General features: G+C 63.5%; 19 protein-coding genes and 2 pseudogenes. 9 read left to right on the top strand and 12 right to left on the bottom strand.

What is annotated here, in order from left to right:
* Positions 1-99 precede the first annotated feature (99 nt).
* The 3 genes from ACZ5MJ_RS23635 to ACZ5MJ_RS23625 form a co-directional block, all read right to left on the bottom strand.
* A complete protein-coding gene (locus ACZ5MJ_RS23635; RefSeq protein WP_464226087.1) occupies positions 100-699 on the bottom strand; it encodes a TMEM175 family protein in 600 nt (199 codons plus the stop codon).
* A 12-nt stretch (positions 700-711) separates the two neighbouring features.
* Positions 712-1,431: a YoaK family protein gene (locus ACZ5MJ_RS23630; protein ID WP_464226086.1), complete on the bottom strand. Its 720-nt coding sequence runs from the start codon at positions 1,429-1,431 to the stop codon at positions 712-714.
* A gap of 289 nt (positions 1,432-1,720) precedes the next feature.
* A complete protein-coding gene (locus ACZ5MJ_RS23625; RefSeq protein WP_464226085.1) occupies positions 1,721-2,419 on the bottom strand; it encodes a hydrolase in 699 nt (232 codons plus the stop codon).
* Between the two features lie 271 nt (positions 2,420-2,690).
* Between ACZ5MJ_RS23625 and ACZ5MJ_RS23620 the strand changes: the two genes are divergently transcribed.
* A complete protein-coding gene (locus tag ACZ5MJ_RS23620; RefSeq protein ID WP_464226584.1) occupies positions 2,691-3,071 on the top strand; it encodes an OsmC family protein in 381 nt (126 codons plus the stop codon).
* 291 nt (positions 3,072-3,362) lie between these two features.
* Positions 3,363-3,506: pseudogene (locus tag ACZ5MJ_RS23615) on the top strand (ubiquitin carboxyl-terminal hydrolase family protein); the annotation flags it as partial.
* Positions 3,507-3,698: 192 nt separating this feature from the next.
* Here ACZ5MJ_RS23615 and msrA read toward each other — a convergent pair.
* From msrA to msrB, 3 genes are read right to left on the bottom strand one after another with little or no spacing between them, the layout of a single operon-like run.
* Complete coding sequence (gene msrA / locus ACZ5MJ_RS23610; protein WP_464226083.1) at positions 3,699-4,433, bottom strand: peptide-methionine (S)-S-oxide reductase MsrA; 735 nt, start codon at positions 4,431-4,433, stop codon at positions 3,699-3,701.
* A 27-nt stretch (positions 4,434-4,460) separates the two neighbouring features.
* Complete coding sequence (locus tag ACZ5MJ_RS23605) at positions 4,461-6,296, bottom strand: cytochrome c biogenesis protein DipZ (protein ID WP_464226082.1); 1,836 nt, start codon at positions 6,294-6,296, stop codon at positions 4,461-4,463.
* A 27-nt stretch (positions 6,297-6,323) separates the two neighbouring features.
* A complete protein-coding gene (msrB, locus tag ACZ5MJ_RS23600) occupies positions 6,324-6,854 on the bottom strand; it encodes a peptide-methionine (R)-S-oxide reductase MsrB (protein ID WP_464226080.1) in 531 nt (176 codons plus the stop codon).
* A gap of 140 nt (positions 6,855-6,994) precedes the next feature.
* Between msrB and ACZ5MJ_RS23595 the strand changes: the two genes are divergently transcribed.
* On the top strand, positions 6,995-7,738 hold the full coding sequence (locus ACZ5MJ_RS23595) for a response regulator transcription factor (protein WP_464226079.1): 744 nt from the start codon (positions 6,995-6,997) through the stop codon (positions 7,736-7,738).
* Positions 7,735-9,213, top strand: a complete 1,479-nt coding sequence (locus ACZ5MJ_RS23590) for a HAMP domain-containing sensor histidine kinase (RefSeq protein WP_464226078.1) — start codon at positions 7,735-7,737, stop codon at positions 9,211-9,213. The genes ACZ5MJ_RS23595 and ACZ5MJ_RS23590 overlap by 4 nt, the downstream gene beginning before the upstream one ends.
* A gap of 119 nt (positions 9,214-9,332) precedes the next feature.
* Here ACZ5MJ_RS23590 and ACZ5MJ_RS23585 read toward each other — a convergent pair whose 3' ends face one another.
* The 4 genes and pseudogenes from ACZ5MJ_RS23585 to ACZ5MJ_RS23570 all read right to left on the bottom strand — a co-directional run bounded on the left by ACZ5MJ_RS23585 (position 9,333) and on the right by ACZ5MJ_RS23570 (position 12,070).
* The gene (locus ACZ5MJ_RS23585) at positions 9,333-9,911 is read right to left on the bottom strand and encodes an NnrU family protein (RefSeq protein WP_464226583.1); all 579 of its coding nucleotides are present in this window, start codon (positions 9,909-9,911) and stop codon (positions 9,333-9,335) included.
* Between the two features lie 50 nt (positions 9,912-9,961).
* Entirely contained in the window at positions 9,962-10,339 is a 378-nt protein-coding gene (locus tag ACZ5MJ_RS23580; protein WP_464226077.1) for a VOC family protein, read from the bottom strand.
* A gap of 150 nt (positions 10,340-10,489) precedes the next feature.
* The gene (locus ACZ5MJ_RS23575; RefSeq protein ID WP_464226076.1) at positions 10,490-10,948 is read right to left on the bottom strand and encodes an ester cyclase; all 459 of its coding nucleotides are present in this window, start codon (positions 10,946-10,948) and stop codon (positions 10,490-10,492) included.
* Between the two features lie 179 nt (positions 10,949-11,127).
* Positions 11,128-12,070, bottom strand: a pseudogene (locus tag ACZ5MJ_RS23570) (LysR family transcriptional regulator).
* 267 nt (positions 12,071-12,337) lie between these two features.
* On the opposite strand from ACZ5MJ_RS23570, the gene ACZ5MJ_RS23565 reads away from it, so the two are divergent.
* The 3 genes from ACZ5MJ_RS23565 to ACZ5MJ_RS23555 all read left to right on the top strand — a co-directional run bounded on the left by ACZ5MJ_RS23565 (position 12,338) and on the right by ACZ5MJ_RS23555 (position 15,525).
* On the top strand, positions 12,338-13,486 hold the full coding sequence (locus ACZ5MJ_RS23565) for an alkene reductase (protein WP_464226075.1): 1,149 nt from the start codon (positions 12,338-12,340) through the stop codon (positions 13,484-13,486).
* Between the two features lie 91 nt (positions 13,487-13,577).
* Positions 13,578-14,372, top strand: coding sequence for an SDR family NAD(P)-dependent oxidoreductase (locus tag ACZ5MJ_RS23560; protein WP_464226074.1), 795 nt, complete (start codon positions 13,578-13,580; stop codon positions 14,370-14,372).
* 184 nt (positions 14,373-14,556) lie between these two features.
* Positions 14,557-15,525, top strand: a complete 969-nt coding sequence (locus ACZ5MJ_RS23555) for an NAD-dependent epimerase/dehydratase family protein (protein ID WP_464226072.1) — start codon at positions 14,557-14,559, stop codon at positions 15,523-15,525.
* A 70-nt stretch (positions 15,526-15,595) separates the two neighbouring features.
* On the opposite strand, the gene ACZ5MJ_RS23550 is transcribed toward ACZ5MJ_RS23555, so the two are convergent.
* Together ACZ5MJ_RS23550 and ACZ5MJ_RS23545 are read right to left on the bottom strand one after the other, a co-directional pair.
* The gene (locus ACZ5MJ_RS23550; RefSeq protein ID WP_464226071.1) at positions 15,596-16,606 is read right to left on the bottom strand and encodes a CAP domain-containing protein; all 1,011 of its coding nucleotides are present in this window, start codon (positions 16,604-16,606) and stop codon (positions 15,596-15,598) included.
* Positions 16,607-16,800: 194 nt separating this feature from the next.
* Positions 16,801-17,517, bottom strand: coding sequence for a Crp/Fnr family transcriptional regulator (locus ACZ5MJ_RS23545; RefSeq protein WP_464226070.1), 717 nt, complete (start codon positions 17,515-17,517; stop codon positions 16,801-16,803).
* Positions 17,518-17,588: 71 nt separating this feature from the next.
* On the opposite strand from ACZ5MJ_RS23545, the gene ACZ5MJ_RS23540 reads away from it, so the two are divergent.
* Positions 17,589-18,116, top strand: a complete 528-nt coding sequence (locus ACZ5MJ_RS23540; RefSeq protein WP_464226069.1) for a thiamine pyrophosphate-binding protein — start codon at positions 17,589-17,591, stop codon at positions 18,114-18,116.
* Positions 18,117-18,127: 11 nt separating this feature from the next.
* Entirely contained in the window at positions 18,128-18,721 is a 594-nt protein-coding gene (locus ACZ5MJ_RS23535; protein WP_464226068.1) for a thiamine pyrophosphate-dependent enzyme, read from the top strand.
* The last annotated feature ends 10 nt before the right edge of the window (positions 18,722-18,731 follow it).

Here is an 18,731-nt window from a genome sequence, read left to right as displayed (position 1 = left end):
CCGACTGAATTCTGTGCGCTGCGACAGGGGTGGCACAGACGATCTCGAAGATGTGCGGGGTGCATCTGGCTCAATCCCCATGCCCCAAGCCCCATACCGTCAGGATTCGTGGGTCTTGTTGCCAAGCAGATATTTTTCAATGCGGGAATCAGGAGCGAACCATACCCCAGCCATCAAGGTCAGTATGAAAAACGAAGCTGCGCTGCTGAAAAAACTGGCCAGGATCGCCAATGCGTAGATTGGGAGGGAGAGCTTCCCCTTGAGGTCGTTTCCGATGGCCTGTCTGAGTGCGGAATGTTCGCCGTCGTGGTTCATGATGAGTCTTGTGAGCAGCGAGTAGGACACGGAGCACATGAACAGGACAAAGGCATAGATTGCCGTCGGCGCTTCCGCGAAGCCGGATTTGCCGGTCCAGGTGGTGGTGAATGGAATCATGCTTAGCCAGAATAGCAAGTGGAGATTCGCCCACATGATTCTTCCGTTAATGCCGCGGGTAACCTGGAACAGGTGATGATGGTTGTTCCAGTAGATTCCGACGTAAACAAAGCTTAAGACATAGCCGAAAAAATTAGTGGCATTGTTCAGGATATCCCTGAGGGTAAAGCCTTCGGGAACCTGCAATTGAAACAGCATGAGTGTCAAGCTTACAGAAATGACCCCATCGCTAAATGATTCAAGCCTGTTCTTGCTGATGATCATGCTGTCGCTCACTCATCTGAATTGGTTGCGAAATGCCAGGCGCGCCATGTATGCGATGGGAAGAATAAACGGGAAGACACTCCAGAATCCGATCGTCACATAGAGGGATGCACCCAGGAAAGCACCGATCACAAAACCGACGACAACACTTGCGCTTTTGAGAAGCGCCTGGAAATTGGCGCGTGTCCTGGCGCGCAAGTAATTTGACAGATCGATACCCAGTTGTGTGGTGTTCCCGGTCATCATGGTGCTGGGACTGATGTACTTGATCAGTGTCTTGCTGGCAGTATTTCGGACGGCAAGCGCGACCAGGCCAAGGCCTCCGGTCAAAGCCAGGCCCGCGCCATCCGGATCCTGGAACGGTTCGAGATACAGGCCGGCGACCATGAAGCCAAGCAGGAAGACTGCTTCAGCAACAAACAGCCAACCCAGGGTCCGGTGGCTCTGCTGGTTGCGGTCAATCAGCATCTTGCTGACGATGACCGTGGCAATAAAGAGTGGTATGGCGCCAAGCTTGATCCATAGGCCGGCCCCGCCTTTGACGAGCGCCGCTCCCGCGAGCACCAGGTTTCCGGTGACGTGCGCAGTGAAGAATCCCAGCAGCGCAATAAAGCCAATGGTGTCGATGGCGCCGCCCACAATGGTAAGAAGGACTGGCGCCTTGCACATTTCCCAGAGGCTGAGACTTTCGCTCGTCTCTGTATTGTTTGATGCGTTGACGTTTGCGCTCATGGTTGAGATCCATCCGGTATATGGGGGCAGCGGCCGCTTGCACTCGCCCAACTCCGGGCGCTCGCCCGTAGCATTGTCGCCGCTTGCTGGTCTCGCAGGGGCAGGCCCGCGGGGGAGGGTTTCCCCCGGGGGGGCAATCAGGCGATCAGCGTCCTGGCGACGATCGCTGCCGCCGCCACGCTGGAGGCGCTGATGGCCAGCCAGCTTCCCAGCAGGAGGGCGCTGTTGGCCGCGCTTCGACCTGGAATCATCTTATGCGCTCCCAGGGATGACTGGCGGCGGACTTGCATCAGCGCTCGATGACCGGCGCGTGGACGGGAGCCAGCGATTCGTGCGTGGTTGCCGTGCGTTGCGCGGCCTTGTGGACCATCGTATAGGCATAGTCGATCCCCATGCCATAGGCGCCCGAGTGTTCCTTGGCCACGGCCATCACCTCGTCGTACGTTTCGCGGTTCTTCCAGTCGCGTTGCCATTCCAGCATGACCTGTTGCCAGGTCACGGGCACCACGCCTGCCTGGACCATGCGCTGCATGGCGTAGTCATGCGCTTCCTTGGTCGTGCCGCCCGAGGCGTCGGCCACCATATAGATCTCGTAGTCGCCTTCGAGCATCGCGCACAGCGCGAAGGTGGTGTTGCAGACCTCGGTCCAGAGGCCGGCGACGATCACCTTCTTGCGGCCATTGGCGGCCAGCGCGTCGCGCACCTTCTGGTCGTCCCAGGAGTTCATCGAAGTGCGCTCCAGGGTTTGCTTGCCCGGGAACACATCGAGCAGTTCCGGATAGGTATAGCCGGAGAACGATTCGCTTTCGACGGTGGTGATCGTGGTCGGCACGTCGAAGACCTTCGCGGCCTTGGCCAGGCCCACGACGTTGTTCTTCATCGTCTGGCGGTCCATCGACTGCACGCCGAAGGCCATCTGCGGCTGGTGGTCGATGATGATGAGCTGGCTGTTGCGGGGGGTCAGGACTTCAAGCTTGGCGTTCGACATGGTGTTCTCCGGTGGACGTAGATTCAATTATTTTGAGGATCTGTCTGGCGGCGCTGTTTTCGCTGTTTTGCGTTGTCGCGCCGTCCATGTGCAGAACTATAGCGAGGGAGAATGCACGAACAGCCAATCAGGATTGTTTATGTTGTTCAAAAAATTTGATCATCCTGAGACCATACCAAAGGTTGATTGGTGTATCAGGCGCTTTGCGAAGATACTCAACGCAAGCCAGTTCATCCGGCATCCCACATCGTCGTGCAGAGGAGCAGGGACCATGACACACGGCACCGCACGGATTGGATCGACGCCCTATCGCACGGACATCGTCGTATCCGGCCACGCAATCACGTCCGATGAACCCCGCGCTCTCGGCGGGCAAGGGGCCGGACCGGCCCCCTACGATCTGTTGCTGGCAAGCCTTGGCGCGTGTACAGCGATCACGCTCAGGATGTATGCCGAACGCAAGGGTTGGGCCCTTGAGTCGCTCGATGTTTCCCTCCGGCTGGTCGGGACGGACGAGCGGCGAATCGAGCGGACGCTGGTGATCCAGGGCCTGGAGGACAGCCAGAAAGCGCGTCTGGCGGAGATTGCCGAGCATACGCCCGTCACGAAGACGTTGAGATCCGGCTTGCCGATCGAAACCCGCCTCGCGTGACGCAGATCTGGTTCACACAAACCACCTCCAGACTTTCCGAAGCTGACGGCTCCTGGCAGTGAATCCACCGGACACCGCTCTCTGGGGGAGAACGCTCATAGGATCCAGCAGCACGCAGACGGTGCCGGAGAGCGCAGGCACCAGATATTCCGAGACCAGCATGCCGGGAGTCTTTGCAATCGGCGATGTCCGGGCTGGCTCGACCAAGCGGGTTGCCGCCGCAGTCGGCGACGGAGCCGCTGCCATCGCCCAGATCCACAGTTACCTCAGCAAGCTGACAAAGGAGGTGGCATGAAGACTTGTGACCATACGGATTCGATCCGTGATGTCGTGCCAAGCGCTCTGGGTTGCGAAGAATGCCTCAAGGTGCGCAGCCCGTGGGTGCATCTTCGGTTGTGCCGAACCTGCGGTCACGTCGGCTGTTGCGATAACTCTCCCCTCAGGCATGCCCGCGCGCATTTCGAGCAGACCGGACATCCCATCATTGAGGGATATGACCCCCCTGAGGGTTGGGGTGGTGCTATATCGATCGGGAAGAGGTCGCGCTCCCGGACCAGACGCCGCAGCGAGGGCCCATCCCACGGTTCGTCCGATGAAGCGCGTCGTGACCGGTATCGACAATTCAATCTAGCTCGCCCCCTTCGTGACAAGCACCGCATCCTTCCGATAGACCTCCGGGAACATCGCCTTCAGGTTGACGATCTTCGGCAGGTCGTTGATCACGATGTACGGATAAGTGGGATTCCTGACCAGGAAGTCCTGGTGATAGTCCTCGGCGGCATAGAAACCCTTGTAGTCTTCGATGCGGGTCACGATGGGCACCCGATATGACCTGGCGCCATCGAGCTGGGCGATATACGCCTGGGCAATTGACCGCTGCTCCGGCGTCAGCGGGAAGATCGCCGAGCGATACTGGGTACCGTGGTCGGGACCCTGGTAGTTCAGTTGAGTAGGATCGTGCGCGACCGAAAAGAAGATCTGCAGCAGCTTGCCGTAGCTGATCTGCGCGGGGTCGTAGCGGATCTCGACCGATTCGGCGTGACCGGTCAAGCCGGTGCCCACCCGTTCATATTGCGCGGTGCTCGCCGCGCCGCCGGCGTAGCCGGATGTCACGCGCGTCACGCCGCGTACATGCTCGAACACCCCTTGCACGCCCCAAAAGCAGCCGCCCGCGAAGACCGCGGTCTGGCTGTGGCTGGCGCCCGGCTTTTCGTCGACGCTTGCGGCGGGGATCTTCACCGCGGCTTCGGCGGATAGCACTGGCCTGGCGACGCCGGCAACCAGTGCCGCCAGCATCCCCAGGCCCGCAAGCCTGGCGGCGGTGGGGAGGGTCCAGCGTTGCAGCATTGCAATGACTTTCATGGTCAGCCTCTCTGGCATGTGTTTGATTCAGCCGAACGTAAAGGCATAGGCCTGCACGCCGGGATCGAGGAATTCGATGCTAAAGGTCCGGTCGCGGATGTCGCCGCCCTGGCGGACCAGCTGATAGAGGCGTTGCGCCGTCACCGTGCCGCTGCCATCGGCAGCCACGTCGGTGCCGTGCGAGGTGCCCGGGGCCTTGCCGTCGATCGCCACACGAAACCGCACTGGCTTGCCATCCGGCGACGGGCCGAGCACGAGGTGCAGGTCGCGTGCGTGGAAGCGAAAAACGATGCGGCCACTGGGGCGCTCCAGGGTTGCTTCTTCCTCGCCGACCTTCCAGTTGCCGGCCAGGCCCCATTGATTGAGTGCAAGCTCGGCGGGCGTACTGTAATCCTTCGACTGATCCTGCGTGGCGCCGCCGGCGGAAACGAAATTCTCGGCGCGCGCATAGCCGACATAGGTTTCCGGCGAACGCATGGCGTCCTTGTCGGCGGCCATTTCCACGCCTTGCGCCGTCACCGTCTGCCGGATGGCATTGGCATCCGGGGTGCTTTCGGGCATCGCCACCTTGGCCACCTGCGGGTGCCCGGCTTCCGCCAGCAACTGGCGGATCACGGCTTCCGATTTTTCGTACTCGCCTTCGCCGAAGTGATGGAAACGCACGCGTCCCTGCGCGTCGATAAAATAGTGCGCCGGCCAGTAATTGTTGCCGAACGCGCGCCAGATCGCGAAGTTGTTGTCGATGGCGATCGGGTAGGTCACGCCGAGGTCGCGCGCCGCCTTGCGGACGTTGTCGATATTGCGCTCGAAGGCGAACTCAGGCGCATGCACGCCGACCACGACCAGGCCCTGGTCGCGATACTTCTCGGCCCAGGCCTTCACATAGGGCAGGGTGCGCAGGCAGTTGATGCACGAGTAGGTCCAGAAATCGACCAGCACGACCTTCCCACGCAGCGCTTCGGCACTGAGCGGTGGCGAGTTGAGCCATTGCACCGCGCCGTCGAGGCCCGGGAAGCGGCCTTCCACCGGCAGGGCGGCGGGGTGGTCCGCAGTGCGCATCATCATCGGGTCATCCTGCGCAGGCTTTCCGGACATGGTGGCCGGTTCCGCCTGCGTGGCGATGGTGCCGCCTTCGCCCCTGGGGGAAAGCTGGTCGACCAGCCGCTGTTCGAGGCCGCCCGTGGCCACCGTCGAGATCCGCGTCAGCACGCCGGTATCCAGTCCCAGCGCAATCGCGCCGACGCCGGCCAGCATCGCCGCGCCGATGCCGCGCCGTATCCATTCGCCGGCACCGAGCGAGCGCTTCATGGCGGCAAACACGCGCCCCCCGACCAGCAGGGCAATGGCCAGCGAGGTTGCCGCACCGGCTGCATACGCCAGCAGCAGCAGGGTGGTGCCGAAGCTCGCGCCCTGCAGCGCCGCGCCGGTCAGCACCAGGCCCAGGATCGGGCCGGCGCACGGGGCCCACAGCAAGCCCGTGGCGATGCCAAGCAGGAAGGACGACGCGGGGCGGCTGGTGCGGCTGTCGGCCTGGGCGAAGTTCGACAGGCGGCTGCCCGCGTCGACCAGCGGGCGTGTCAGCCGCTCGGCCAGCCCTGGCAGCAGCAGTGTCAGGCCGAACACGGCCAGCAGCGCGATCGCCAGCCAGCGTCCGTACTGGTTGGCCTGGGCGACCCAGCTGCCGCCCACGGCGGCCAGTGTGGCCACGCCGGCGAAGGTGACGCCCATCCCGGCCAGGAGCGGCAGGCCACTGCGCACGAAGGGCTGGTCGGCGCGCGCGAAGACAAAGGGCAGGACCGGCAGGATGCAGGGGCTCAGGATCGTGAGCGCACCCCCAAGGTAGGAAAGTATCAGGAGCAGCATGGCGATGGGTCCGGGTAGTGGGTCCGATCAGGCAGAAGCCGGGCGGAAGGTCATGGCCACGCCGTTCATGCAGTAGCGCAGGCCGGTCGGCTTGGGGCCATCGTCGAACACATGGCCCAGGTGGCCGCCGCAGCGGTGGCAATGCACAGCGACGCGCAGCATGCCGAATGAGCGGTCGTTGGTGGTGCCCACGGCATTGGCCAGTGGCGCCCAGAAGCTTGGCCAGCCGGTGCCGCTGTCGAACTTGGTGGTCGACGAAAACAGCGCAAGCTGGCACCCGGCGCACGAAAAGATGCCCTTGCGATGCTCGTCGTTGAGCGGACTGCTGAAGGGCCGTTCCGTGCCTTCCTGGCGCAACACGGCATACTGGCTCGGGCTGAGCTTTTTGCGCCATTCGGCGTCTGTCAGCGTGTACTCGAAGGTTTCGGGTGGCTTCGCCGTGGTTTTGCCGTCTTCGCCGGCCAGGGACGCGGCGTTCAGCAGCCGCCAGCCGCCCACGGCGGCCAGCGCCGCGGTCAGCGTGCCGCCGGATAGCAGGAAGCGTCTCGTGATGCGCATGGTGAACCCCAGACTGGAAGTGGTAACCGGATGGTAGGCGCCTGCCTGTATCGGAGTCCTCGCCAAACCTTAAACAATTCGTGATAACTGCGCTGGCAGATTTCTGCACAATAGAGCCAACTCCGAGCCACCACTGCGCCATGGACCGCCCCAAACGCATCCTTCTCGTCGAGGACGACGTCGGCATTGCCAACGTCCTCGCCATGCATCTGCGCGATGAGCGCTACGAGGTCGTCCATAGCGCGGACGGCGCGGAAGGACTGCGGCTGCTGGAGCAGGGCGGCTGGGATGCCCTGGTGCTGGATCTGATGCTGCCCGGCGTGGACGGCCTGGAGATCTGCCGGCGCGCGCGCGCCATGACGCGCTACACGCCCATCATCATCACCAGTGCGCGTTCCAGCGAGGTCCATCGCGTGCTTGGGCTCGAACTCGGCGCCGACGACTACCTTGCCAAGCCGTTTTCCATGCTGGAACTGGTGGCGCGGGTCAAGGCGCTGCTGCGCCGCGCCGACGCGATGGCGCGCGACGTGCGGGCCGATGTCGGCAGCCTCGAACTGGCGGGCCTGAGCGTCGATCCGCTCGCCCGCGAGGCCGTGGTCGATGGCAGGCGGCTCGACCTTACCCCGCGCGAGTTCGACCTGCTGTACTTCTTTGCGCGCAATCCCGGCAAGGTGTTCTCGCGCATGGACCTGCTCAACGCGGTCTGGGGCTACCAGCACGAAGGCTACGAGCACACCGTCAACACGCATATCAACCGGCTGCGCACCAAGATCGAGGCCGATCCCGCCCAGCCCCGGCGCATCCTGACAGTCTGGCGCCGCGGCTATCGCTTCGTCGCCGATCCTCACGCCGGCGAGGCTGCCGACACCGGAGCGGCATCGTGAACCTTTCCCTGACCCAGAAGCTGGCGGCCGTCTTCGCGGCCTTGTTGCTGGCCTGCTGCGGCGCCTCGGCGTGGCTGCAGGTGCGTGCCAATGCGATGCACGAGAAAGAGGTGGTCCAGGATATCTCGCGTGGACTGGCCGCCTACGTCGCGCGCACGGCATTGCGCGAAGACCAGAGCGCGCTCGAACCGGTGGCGCTGCGCAGGCTGTTTGGCGAGCTGATGGTGGTCAATCCAAGCGTCGAGGTCTATTTGCTCGATGACCAGGGGCGTATCCACGGCCATGACGCGCCGGCCGGCCATCTGGTGCGGGACCGTGTCGACCTGGCGCCCGTGAAGACACTGATCGGCGGTGGCGCATTGCCGATCCTCGGTGACGATCCGCGCAGCGCTACGGCGCGCAAGGTATTCAGTGCCGCGCCGTTGCGGCAGGGGGGCTACATCTACGTGGTGCTGCAGGGCGAGGCGCATGACAAGCTGGCCGCGCAGGCGTCGCGCAATGCAGTGATGCGGACGACGCTATGGTCGATGGCGCTGGTGGCTGCGCTCGGCCTGGCCGCCGGACTTGCCGCGTTTGCCCTGATCACACGCCCGCTAAAGCGCCTGACGCTGCGGATCAGCCAGTTCGACTCGGGCGGTGGGCACGTGGTCCGCGCCGAACGTCCGCCGGAGCCCACGTCACGCGACGAAATTGCCGCCCTGGATGCCGCTTTCTCCCAGATGGCCGGCCGCATCGACACGCAGTGGCGCGCGCTCGCGCAGCAGGACCAGGAGCGGCGCGACATGGTTGCCAATATCTCGCACGACCTGCGTACGCCGCTGACCTCACTGCACGGCTATCTGGAAACGTTGTCGCTCAAGGCCGACGTGCTCAGCCGAGAGGATCGCCAGCGCTATCTGGATATTGCCCTGGCCCAGAGCGCTAAAGTCGGCAGGCTGGCACAGGCGCTGTTTGAACTTGCGCGCCTCGAACACGGCATGGTGCAGGCGACGCCGGAGGACTTTTCGATGGTGGACCTGGCCCAGGACGTGCTCGAGAAATTCGCCTTGCCGGCCGAGGCCAAGCAGCTTCAGTTGCGCGCCGGGGTGCCGCCGGCCTTGCCCGCTGTCAGGGCCGATCTCGGGATGATCGAGCGCGTGCTGACCAATCTGCTCGACAATGCCATCCGCCATACGCCGGCCGGCGGCACCGTGGAGGTGGACCTGGCCGCTCAGGACGGCAAAGTGGCAGTCACCGTCAGCGATACCGGCCCTGGCATACCGCCGGCCTTGCGCGAGTCGATCTTCCAGCGTCCGTTCCCGTCGGGTGGCGCCCATCGTGGCGGGGGCCTCGGACTCCTGATCGTGCAGCGCATGCTGCAACTCAATGGCAGCCAGGTGCGACTGGTCGACAGCCCGGTGGGAACCACGCTTCGCTTCGTCCTGCCGGCCGCATCCAAAGTCTCGGGGTTTGCGCTTCGTGCCGCTAACCAGTGAGGCATGACCCATGCGCGGGCAGCCGACCGCGGAACAGGCAATAGTCGCGACCGCGAACCGGTCTGGACTTTATAGGCGCTTTTTCCCACGGTTTCTCAAGGCACGCTGATGCGCGCCGCTTAATGAAACGGTCTGACGCCAGTCAGCCAGCCGTGCAACAGGAGAGCAAAAAGCGCCCAGGCGGCAAGTCCGGCGACCAGCGCGATGATGTCGCCCCGCAGCGTTCCGGCACTGGCACCCGCCGTCGCCGCGTCGCCACGGCGCAGCGCCGACACGAAGTCCGCGGCCGCCCAGATTAGGAAGGCACCGAAGAGCACCAGATCCGCCAGCGTGCCGTTAGCCAGCAGGTGTGCGATGGCCCAAACCAGCACGCCGGCAACCATGGGATGGCGCACTACCGTGCGGATGCGACTGGGCGGCGCGTACGCCGCCGCCACCAGGACAAAGGCCAGCGCGGTCAGCAGGCCCGCCGCGTGAGGCGCCCATGCCGGCGGCGTCCACAATTCCACGGCCTGCGCGCGCGCCAGGCCGTAGCCGTGAATGACCAGCACCAGACCGACAAGCGACGCCAGCGCGTACAGGCCTTTCCAGCGCCGCTCCCCGTGGCGGGCGATCTGTGCCTCACGCCACGGCGCCGCAATGATACGGACCGAGTGCGCGCCCAGGAAAATCAGCAATCCCAACAACAATACGGTCATCCTGATGCCTCCGATGTTGCCTTCCTCATGCATGAGCCCATACCCTGGCCCTAGCTCTTGTGTACGACCTCGAACGAGTATCCGTCCGGGTCGAATACATCGGCCGCGTAGTACCCGGGATAGTATTCAAGCCGTGCGCGAGGCGGGATGTTCTCCCGTGCACCGGCGGTGATTGCGGCGTGGTGGAATGCGTCGACCGTGGCGTTGCTATGCGCCGCAAAGCCCCAGTGAATCGCTTCGGGATTCGGATTCCCCTGCTTCAGCCAGAAGACGGCCTTCTCGCCATCGCCGAAACCCCACAGGTCAGGATGCCCATTTTCCCCTTTGTACGGCAGGAAAAACTTAATCCCTATGGGCTTCAAGGCAGCTTCGTAAAAAGCCAGCGAGCGCTCGATATCGCTGACGGTCAGGATCATGTGATCAAGCATACCTTCCTCCTCATAGTGCAAGTGGTTCGATGACTCGCTCGCCGTTCGCGACGGCATCTGGAGCGAGCGTCGGAATATTCATGGCTTCCGCACGAACCGTCTGGACATCTGAGATCCCAATGAAGCCAGGGATCTGGCGAAGGTACGACTCTACAAAATCCCACGGGCCTTTGCGGCGGCGGCCAGAACGTCCTCAGTTCGAAGGCCAACCTGCGAACAGAGGCCTGCGATGTCGAAAAGGAGTTTCTCGCCTTGCATCTTTCCGTCGACGAATGGCACGACGTTATGGAAGGCGCACGTGAAACTACGTCCGGTTGGCGCGAGGCCAAGCCATGCCCCGATGAACGTCCCATGTACGGTGCCCCAGGTCACGAACACGTCGTCCCCATAGGCGAATCCCTCCGACGTCGGCGAAAGATCGCGAAACGCGCCAAACAGGGCTTCGTAGGATTGACGAACCGCCATCCTGCCTTCGGTACGCAAGCCTAGCGCTACGTTCTCCAGAAAGCAGTTGTCGGCGAACGTGGCGATGACTGCGTCCAGGTCCCTGGCTTCTTCGAACTTCCGGTGCTCCTCGTACGCGTGCTTCATCTGGATTGGCGTCATCATTCAAGAACCCTCCAAGAAACCCCGTCTCGCGGGCGCGCGTGCATTCACGGCAACGGCTCGACATAGGGCGCAGTTTGACCGCATGGGTGCCTGGATTCTAGTCAGGGATCGATCAATTGACAGGGGAGTTTGCGGGCTGGCAGCGAACCCGACTCGGGGTAAAACAACCACACAACGTTTCAGCCTACGCCAGTCCCCGGGGTCAAGTAGGCCTCCAGGTCATGCGAGACCGTAGAAAAGCGCTCTATCAGAAAGTCGAGGAGCGCCCGGACGCGCGGTGCCATGTACCGGCTACGTTGATACAGGGCATGCACCGGGACATCTTGAGACTGCCACTCGGGCATCAGAATAATCAGTCTTCCCGCGCGCAGATCCGCCTCTATGTCCCATACCGATTTCATCGCTATCCCGTAACCCGCCACTGCCCACTCACGAGCGAGCGCGCCGTCATTCGTCTCTCGGGAACTTGCCAATGGCAAGGTATAGCTCTCGGCCGTGCCGCCGCGCGTGAATCGCCAGTCAGTCGCCAGTCCAACTGCGGTCCCCAGGACGATGCAATCGAAGCGCGCCAGATCCCGCGGGTGCTCGGGCGCCCCGTGCGTCGCCACATACGCCGGCGACGCACAAAGCACACGTCGATTAGACGCGAGGCGCCGCGCGACAAGGGAGCTATCGGGGGGGCACGCCAAACCGGATGGCAAGGTCAATGTCGTCGAGCAACAGGTTCGACAACGAATCGGACAGCACCAGGGCGAACGTCACCTCCGGATATTGCGCGTTGAATTCGTCAAGCCAGCCCTTGAGGACGTGACGGCCAAAATCGGAGGTCGCCGAAATCCGCACCTTTCCGCGCACGACGCTCCGGCCGGCCTGTAGTGCGGCATGGGCATCTTCCAGGGCCTGAAGCGCCTGCTGGCAATGTAGCAGGTAGATTCGCCCCTCCTCCGTGAGCCGCAACTGGCGCGTCGTGCGCTCAAAAAGCCGCGTCTTCAGGGTCGCCTCCAGCTTGACAAGACGTGCGCTCGCCGCGGCGGGAGAAAGCCCCAGCTTCCGTCCCGCGGCCGATAGCCCGCCCAGGTTTGCCGCTTCAACAAAAAGCCGGATGTCGCCGAGGTTCTCCACGATATTTCCGTTCCTTTTGAAGATGATTCAAATGGTAGGCCAATTATCAAAACCCGGCGGACTTTGCACAATGTGCCACATCAGCAATCGGCCAACGACTCCCCTCGGATGGGATCGAACAGCGTTCCCTGCCAACTCGCCGAGGTACCGCTTGCGAACGAACGCCAACGCATCATTTCGCTGGCTCCCGGTGCCGTCGTCGAATTCGTAGCCCGGTCAGGCAGTTCCATTTCAACCATCGTCAACTCACTCCGGAGATCCGCAATCATGTCGACAAGCGTCTCGCCGCTTTTCACGCCGACCGTTCTCGCCGGCCACACGCTGGCTCATCGCGTCGTCATGGCGCCCATGACGCGTGCGCGCAGCACCCAGCCCGGTGACGTACCCAACGCGATGAACGCCCGCTACTACGCTCAGCGGGCCGGCGCCGCGCTGATCGTGACTGAGGCCACCCAGGTCTCGCCCCAAGGCAAGGGCTATTCATTCACGCCCGGGATCTACAGCCCCGAACAGGTCGCCGGATGGCGACTGGTGACCGACGCGGTCCACGCCGCGGGCGGTCGGATCTTCCTGCAACTCTGGCACGTGGGCCGCATGTCCCATCCGGATTTTCACAACGGGGAATTGCCGGTGGCGCCCTCGGCAGTCCCATTCGACGGCCAGATCTGGAAGGTCGACCCGGCCACGGGCGTTGGCACCATGGTCGCCAGCCCGACCCCGCGCGCACTGACGCGCGGCGAGATCAGCGGCGTCGTGGCGGAGTTCCGCCAGGCCGCACGCCATGCCATGGATGCGGGCTTCGACGGTGTCGAGATCCACGGCGCCAACGGCTACCTGATCGACCAGTTCCTGCGTACGACGTCGAACGTCCGCACCGACGAATACGGCGGTACGCGTGAGAACCGCCTGCGCTTTCTCAAGGAAGTCGTCAACGCCGTGGCGGACGAGGCCGGAGCCGATCGCACCGCCATCCGCCTCGCCCCGTTCCTGACCGCGCGTGGCATGGCCTGTCCCGACATCCTGCCGACCATTCTCGACGCGGCCGAATTCTTGCAGGCACGCGGCATTGCCTATCTGCATCTGGTCGAGGCGGACTGGGACGATGCTCCGCAATTCACCGAGGCATTCCGCCAGGCCATCCGCGCGCGGTTCAAGCGGCCGGTCATCGTCGCAGGGAACTACGACAAGGCGCGTGCCGAGTGGGTTCTGTCCAAAGGCTACGCCGACCTGGTTGCCTTCGGCCGGCCGTTTGTGGCCAATCCGGACTTACCGCGCCGCCTTGCCGATGGCCTGCCGCTGGCGACCTTCGACGGCAGCACGTTGTTCGGCGGCGGCGAGCGAGGCTACACCGACCATCCCGCTTTGCCGGGGGCGGATGTCTCCGGCCTGGCTCTGGACGTCGCCAGCGTTGCGTGAGTGCCGCCGGCCGCAATGTGATCAGTCATCCGGGGCGGGTTCAAACCATCCGCGCGCCAATGCAAGTTCATCTCGACACAAGGAAGAGGAAATGTTTGATTATCGCGGCTCGACCGCTCTGATTACAGGCGCGTCAAAAGGACTAGGGAAGGTCTTCGCGGAGACCCTTGCGGCACGAGGCATGAACCTGGTGCTGGTGGCCCGGTCTGGTGACGCCTTGCGTGCCATGGCGCAAGAGCTTGGCGACAAATACGGTGTGCAGTGTCTCCCGCTCAACGCGGACCTGGCCAATCCCGAGGCCGCCATCCGGATCGGCGAGGAACTCGAGCGCAGCGGCATCCAGGTAGACCTGCTGGTCAACAATGCGGGGCTTGGTCTGACCGGCAGCTTTCTCTCGCAGGATTTCACCAGGGTGCAGTCGGAGATCCAGGTGAACGTCAATGCGCTGGTTGCGCTTACCCACCTGCTTGGCCGCGGAATGACGCAGCGAGGGCGAGGCGGCATCATCAACCTCGCGTCCAACGCAAGCTTTCAGCCGCTCCCCTATATGGCCACCTACGCGGCAACCAAGGCATTCGTCCTCTTCTTCAGCGAGGCGCTGCAGTATGAGCTCGCTGGTACGGGCGTTCATGTGACGGCAGCTTGCCCGGGGCCAACGGCAACAAGCTTCTTTGACGGCGTGTCGACCGACGTGTCGCCCAGGGACATGGACAGCTCCGAATCGGTTGTTCAAAAAACACTTAAAGCCTTCGACCGAAGGAAGGCGGTCGCCTATCCGGGGCGGCCAAGTGTGCGAGCGGCTACATGGCTGTCGCGATTGTTTCCGCGAACGCTCGTTGTGCGCCTCGCAGCAATGGCCACGGGAAAGATGGGGCTTCAAGGCTGAATGCACCCGGAGATTCGCGCAGCCGCTCGATCATCTTGCGTGGGTTATCGCCGGCTACACGGCTGCATGAAGCAGGGTCCACGCAACCATACGCCGGCTTCGGACGGTGGCATTAACTCTCAGACCAATAGGATACGGACATGAAATATCAGGAAAGAACGCCGACGCGCCAAGGAGAAACGCAATGAAGATTCTCGTGACCGGAGCGACCGGCTATATCGGTGGCGCCGCCGCCAAGGCGCTCGTCAAACGCGGACATGAGGTCTTCGGCCTCGCACGATCGGAAGGATCCGCCGAGCGGCTTCGCCGCGCTGGGATCACCCCGGTTGCCGGCGATTTCGCCGACAGCGCGAGCCTGATCAGGGCAGCCAGCGAAGTCGACACGATCGTCAGCACCGCAAGCATCGGCTCCCTGGCGGGCAGCGCTGAAACATTCGCGCAGGATCGGGATGCAATTCGCGCCATGCTCGGCGCCGCAAAGGGATCGGGCAAGACCCTTATCTTCACCAGCGGCTCGGCGGTCCTTGGCATCTTCAATGACGGTGAGGCGACGCGAGACGTTTTCGATGAAAATGTGAGCCTGCCTTTGCCACCCTCGGTCTTCGCCCCCGCATCGGCAAATGTGCCGCCCGAGCTGATCGACATGTTCGGCGCCGCGATGGGCGCGCGCGTCGAGACGGAGAAAGAAGTCGCCAACGCCTCGGGTGTCCGCGGCATCGTGATGCGTCCGGGCCTTGTCTATGGAAACGGCGGCAGCTACGACTTGCCCGCACTCATCCGGATGGCCCGCGCTAAAGGCGTGGCTCCCCACCTGGGGTCAGGCGGCACGCTGCAGGGATATGTTCATGTGGATGATCTGGCCGAACTGTATTGTCTCGCCGTCGAGGGGGCGCCCGCTGGCGCGGTGCTGCATGGCGTGGCCGGTGAAGTGAGCCAGCGCGAGCTTGCCGCGGCGGTCAGCCGCATGATTGGAGCCGGCGATCACACGGCAAGTTTCCGGCTCGAGGAGATGTACGCCGCTGGCGGCCCGGTCGGCGTGAGTCTCTCGTTGAACAAGCGCATGTCGTCAGAGATGACGCGGCGTTTGCTGGGCTGGTCGCCAACCCGCACGGACATCCTTGACGATATCGAACTCGGGTCGTACGCCGCCTGAATTCGTTGCGGTCGCGCCGGGGGGCAACGCTTGATGCAATCGCGGCCTCCCTGGACGCGGAAGATGCTGATCAGTACGCCGTAAAGCTCCAGGACTTGTTGATCGCCACACCATTTCGTGCACCGGCGAAAGTCGCTGTGTAGGTGCCGGCAGCGATGGGCTGCGTCGGGAGCAGAAATACCACGCCGCGATACAGGCTCGCGTCCTCGATCGCAGAAGCAACCGAACCGGCCTTGGATTCGGCAGGCACCAGGATGCGAGCGGGCACGGAGCTGCCGCCTGGTCCCGTCAGGATGAAGTTCGACACCGTCAGCACGTCCGATGGCTTTTCCACGTTGACGCGGAACATGATCGGGGTACCGGCGCTGGCCAGATCCGGCGCCGGGTTCGGGATCTCGTCCCCGGGAATGAACAAGCCGAGGACGTTGGCATTGGCGGCCGGGTAGTGGGCGCCAGTGCCGGGGGGCAGTTGCTGGCCGCCCCATTGGGCGAGGCCATAGCCGCCGGTTCCGGCTGCGGTCATCACACCGAAGTTCGCCACGCAGTAGTTGTCGTGCATGGCCAGGCCGATGGTTTCCTGGTTGCTGGTAATCCCTTGCAGGTGGTAAACCGAGTTCACCATCGCACCAAGGCAGCGGGCAATCTCGCCGCTATAAGCATTCTGCCCGACCCATTGCCGATGCGAGCCGCCGACAGCAAGCACTTGCTGGTACGGATCGACGCTGGTGAAACCAGGATTCCCCGGGATCTCCGTATGGCTCATCACCGCATTGAACCTCATATACTCAAGGTGGTTCTCAGCCGCGGCGTCCAGGGCGGCGTCCTGCCGCAACGCGCCTACACCCATGGCAACGCGCAGGGAGTTGAGCGCATTGAAGAACTCGAGGCGCGGGTCGATCCTGGCGTAGGTGGACCTGGGCGCGATCGCGGTGGGACCAGAAGAAGACGGATCCTTCCTGATGGTCGGCGTGCGTGGCGTGATCGAGGCGAGCGTTGGAGGGGTGGCACCAGCGTTACCAATGCTGGCGCAGACCGCGACGAGGGCAGACGTCGCGGCCACTGCGAAAAGGCACTTTTTCACGTTTTCCGGTTATTTCAGATCTGTACGAGCGGAGCCAGCGATCTGCGGCTGACCCTGGCAATTCCGCTTCCGGAGGCATAACGCGATATTGTGAGGATTGGTGGACAGGACCTTGGCGCGAGTCTGAAAGATTGCGCTGATGGCGCCGCGGCCTGCTTGTCACAGGCCGCACCTCTTGTTTGACGTTACGCGCCTTACATCTCCGCCGCGATCGCGTTCAGCCCGGCCACGTCGAGAATCAGCAAATGCGAATAGGTGATGCGAATCATCCCCTCGCGTTCCAGCTGCTTGAGCTCCCGATTGACGATGGGTCGGGATCGGCCAACCATGTCGGCGAACTCGTCCTGTGACAGCTTCAGTGAGATCGCCACCCCGTCGGTGCGTGGCATGCCGTATGGATCGACGAGATGGAGCAGCGTGCGCGCGCAACGGGCGCGGAGCGTCGACAGGGAACTCTCGGCAAGGTTCAGGTACGTGAGGCGCGCGCACAGACAAAGCAGCCGCATGAAGGCCAGCGCCAGTTCCGGCTCACTGGCCAGGGTCTGCCGGACCAGTGCCTTGCTCAGCAGCAGGACGACAGTGTCCGCATGCGCCACGGCATCGTGGATCGCGCCTTGCTCATCCAGCACCGGGATCAGGTTCATCAACTGCCCGGGCTCCAGGTAGCGCACCACGTGCCGCTTGCCGGTCGACGTCGTGGCGCTGACCTCCAGCACGCCATCGACGATCAGGCAGAGCTGCTCCACCGGCTCTCCGCGCCGGGTCATGATTTCCCCACGCTTGAGCCAGCGCACCTGTCCTTCCTGCAGCAGGGTTTCCAGTGTTTCCGGCTTGCAGGTGCTGAACCAGGCTGTCCGCTTGAGTACAGCGGACGCCAGGGAACGGTGGGAGGGCCGGGCGGATTCTGTCATTTTCTTTACAGATTTGCGGGACACGCCTTCTTAGAATCGCCGGCACATCAACGGAAAGCCAGGAGACAGCAATGGCCGACGATCATAGCATCGGCGCATCCGCCTATCTTGCTGCATTGCAGCGGGCGGGTGTCAGTCACTTTGTCACGGTGCCGGACTTCGTCCAGCTTGCACTGCATCAGGCCGTGGAGCGCGGCGAAGGCGGCGTGGAACTGGTCCGCACCTGCAACGAAGATCAGGCCGTCTGCGTGGCAGCGGGCCTGACGGTTGCCGGGAAGCGGCCGCTCGTGGTGATCCAGAACCAGGGCCTCTACGCGTGCGTCAATACCATCCGTGCCGTGGCGCTCGATGCGCGCATTCCTACTGTCTTCCTGATCGGCCAGTTCGGTCGCGAAGCCGAGAACTTCAGCCAGCCGAGCACGCAGTCGCGCCGGCGCGTGGTGAACCTGCTGGAGCCGCTGCTCGACACGCTCGATGTGCCGTACTGGCAACTGGAAGAGGCCTCCGACCTGGAAGCCGTGCCCGCGGCCTATGACGCCGCGCTGACCCGCCGGGGCGCGGCGGCGCTGATTGTCGGACGCCCCGTGGCGTGGAACTGAGGGAGAGCATCATGCGAATTGTGGAAGCCTGCAAGGCGATCGCCCAGGCGCGCGGCGAGCGCGTGATCGTGGCAACGATGGGGGCGATGTTCGCCTTCGATGTACTTGGCGTGACGGAATGCCGGCTGAGCTCGGTGCCGCTCATGGGCGGCGCTGCGAGCCTCGGTCTTGGTTTGGCGCTGGCGCGGCCCGACCACGGCGTGATCGTCGTCGATGGCGACGCGAGCCTGCTGATGCAGCTCGGTGGCCTGGTCACTGTCGCCGACGGCCGTGCATCGAATCTGATCCATTTCGTCGTGCAGAACGGTGCCCAGTTCACGGGCGCGTCCAACCTGCCGGTGCCGGGCGGCCGTGACGTGGACTTCTGCGCCATGGCGCTGGCCGCCGGCTATGCGAGTGCGCACAGCTTCGACAGCGCCCCCGCGCTTGGCCAGGCATTGCCCGCGCTGCTCGATGCCCGGGGTCCGGTGTTTGTCGCGCTGAAGGTCGAGCCGGAGGCCCCGCAGTTCGGCCCCGCGAAGCCACAACCGGAAATGCCGGATCGGCAATTTCAGCGCATGGGCGCCGAGGCGGAACAACTCGGCGTCTGGTACGCCGCGCATTGAAGGGGACATG

Source organism: Cupriavidus sp. LA-1 (assembly GCF_055385985.1).
The sequence above is the reverse complement of the archived record's forward strand: the minus strand, read 5'-3'. Positions and strand labels throughout refer to the sequence as shown.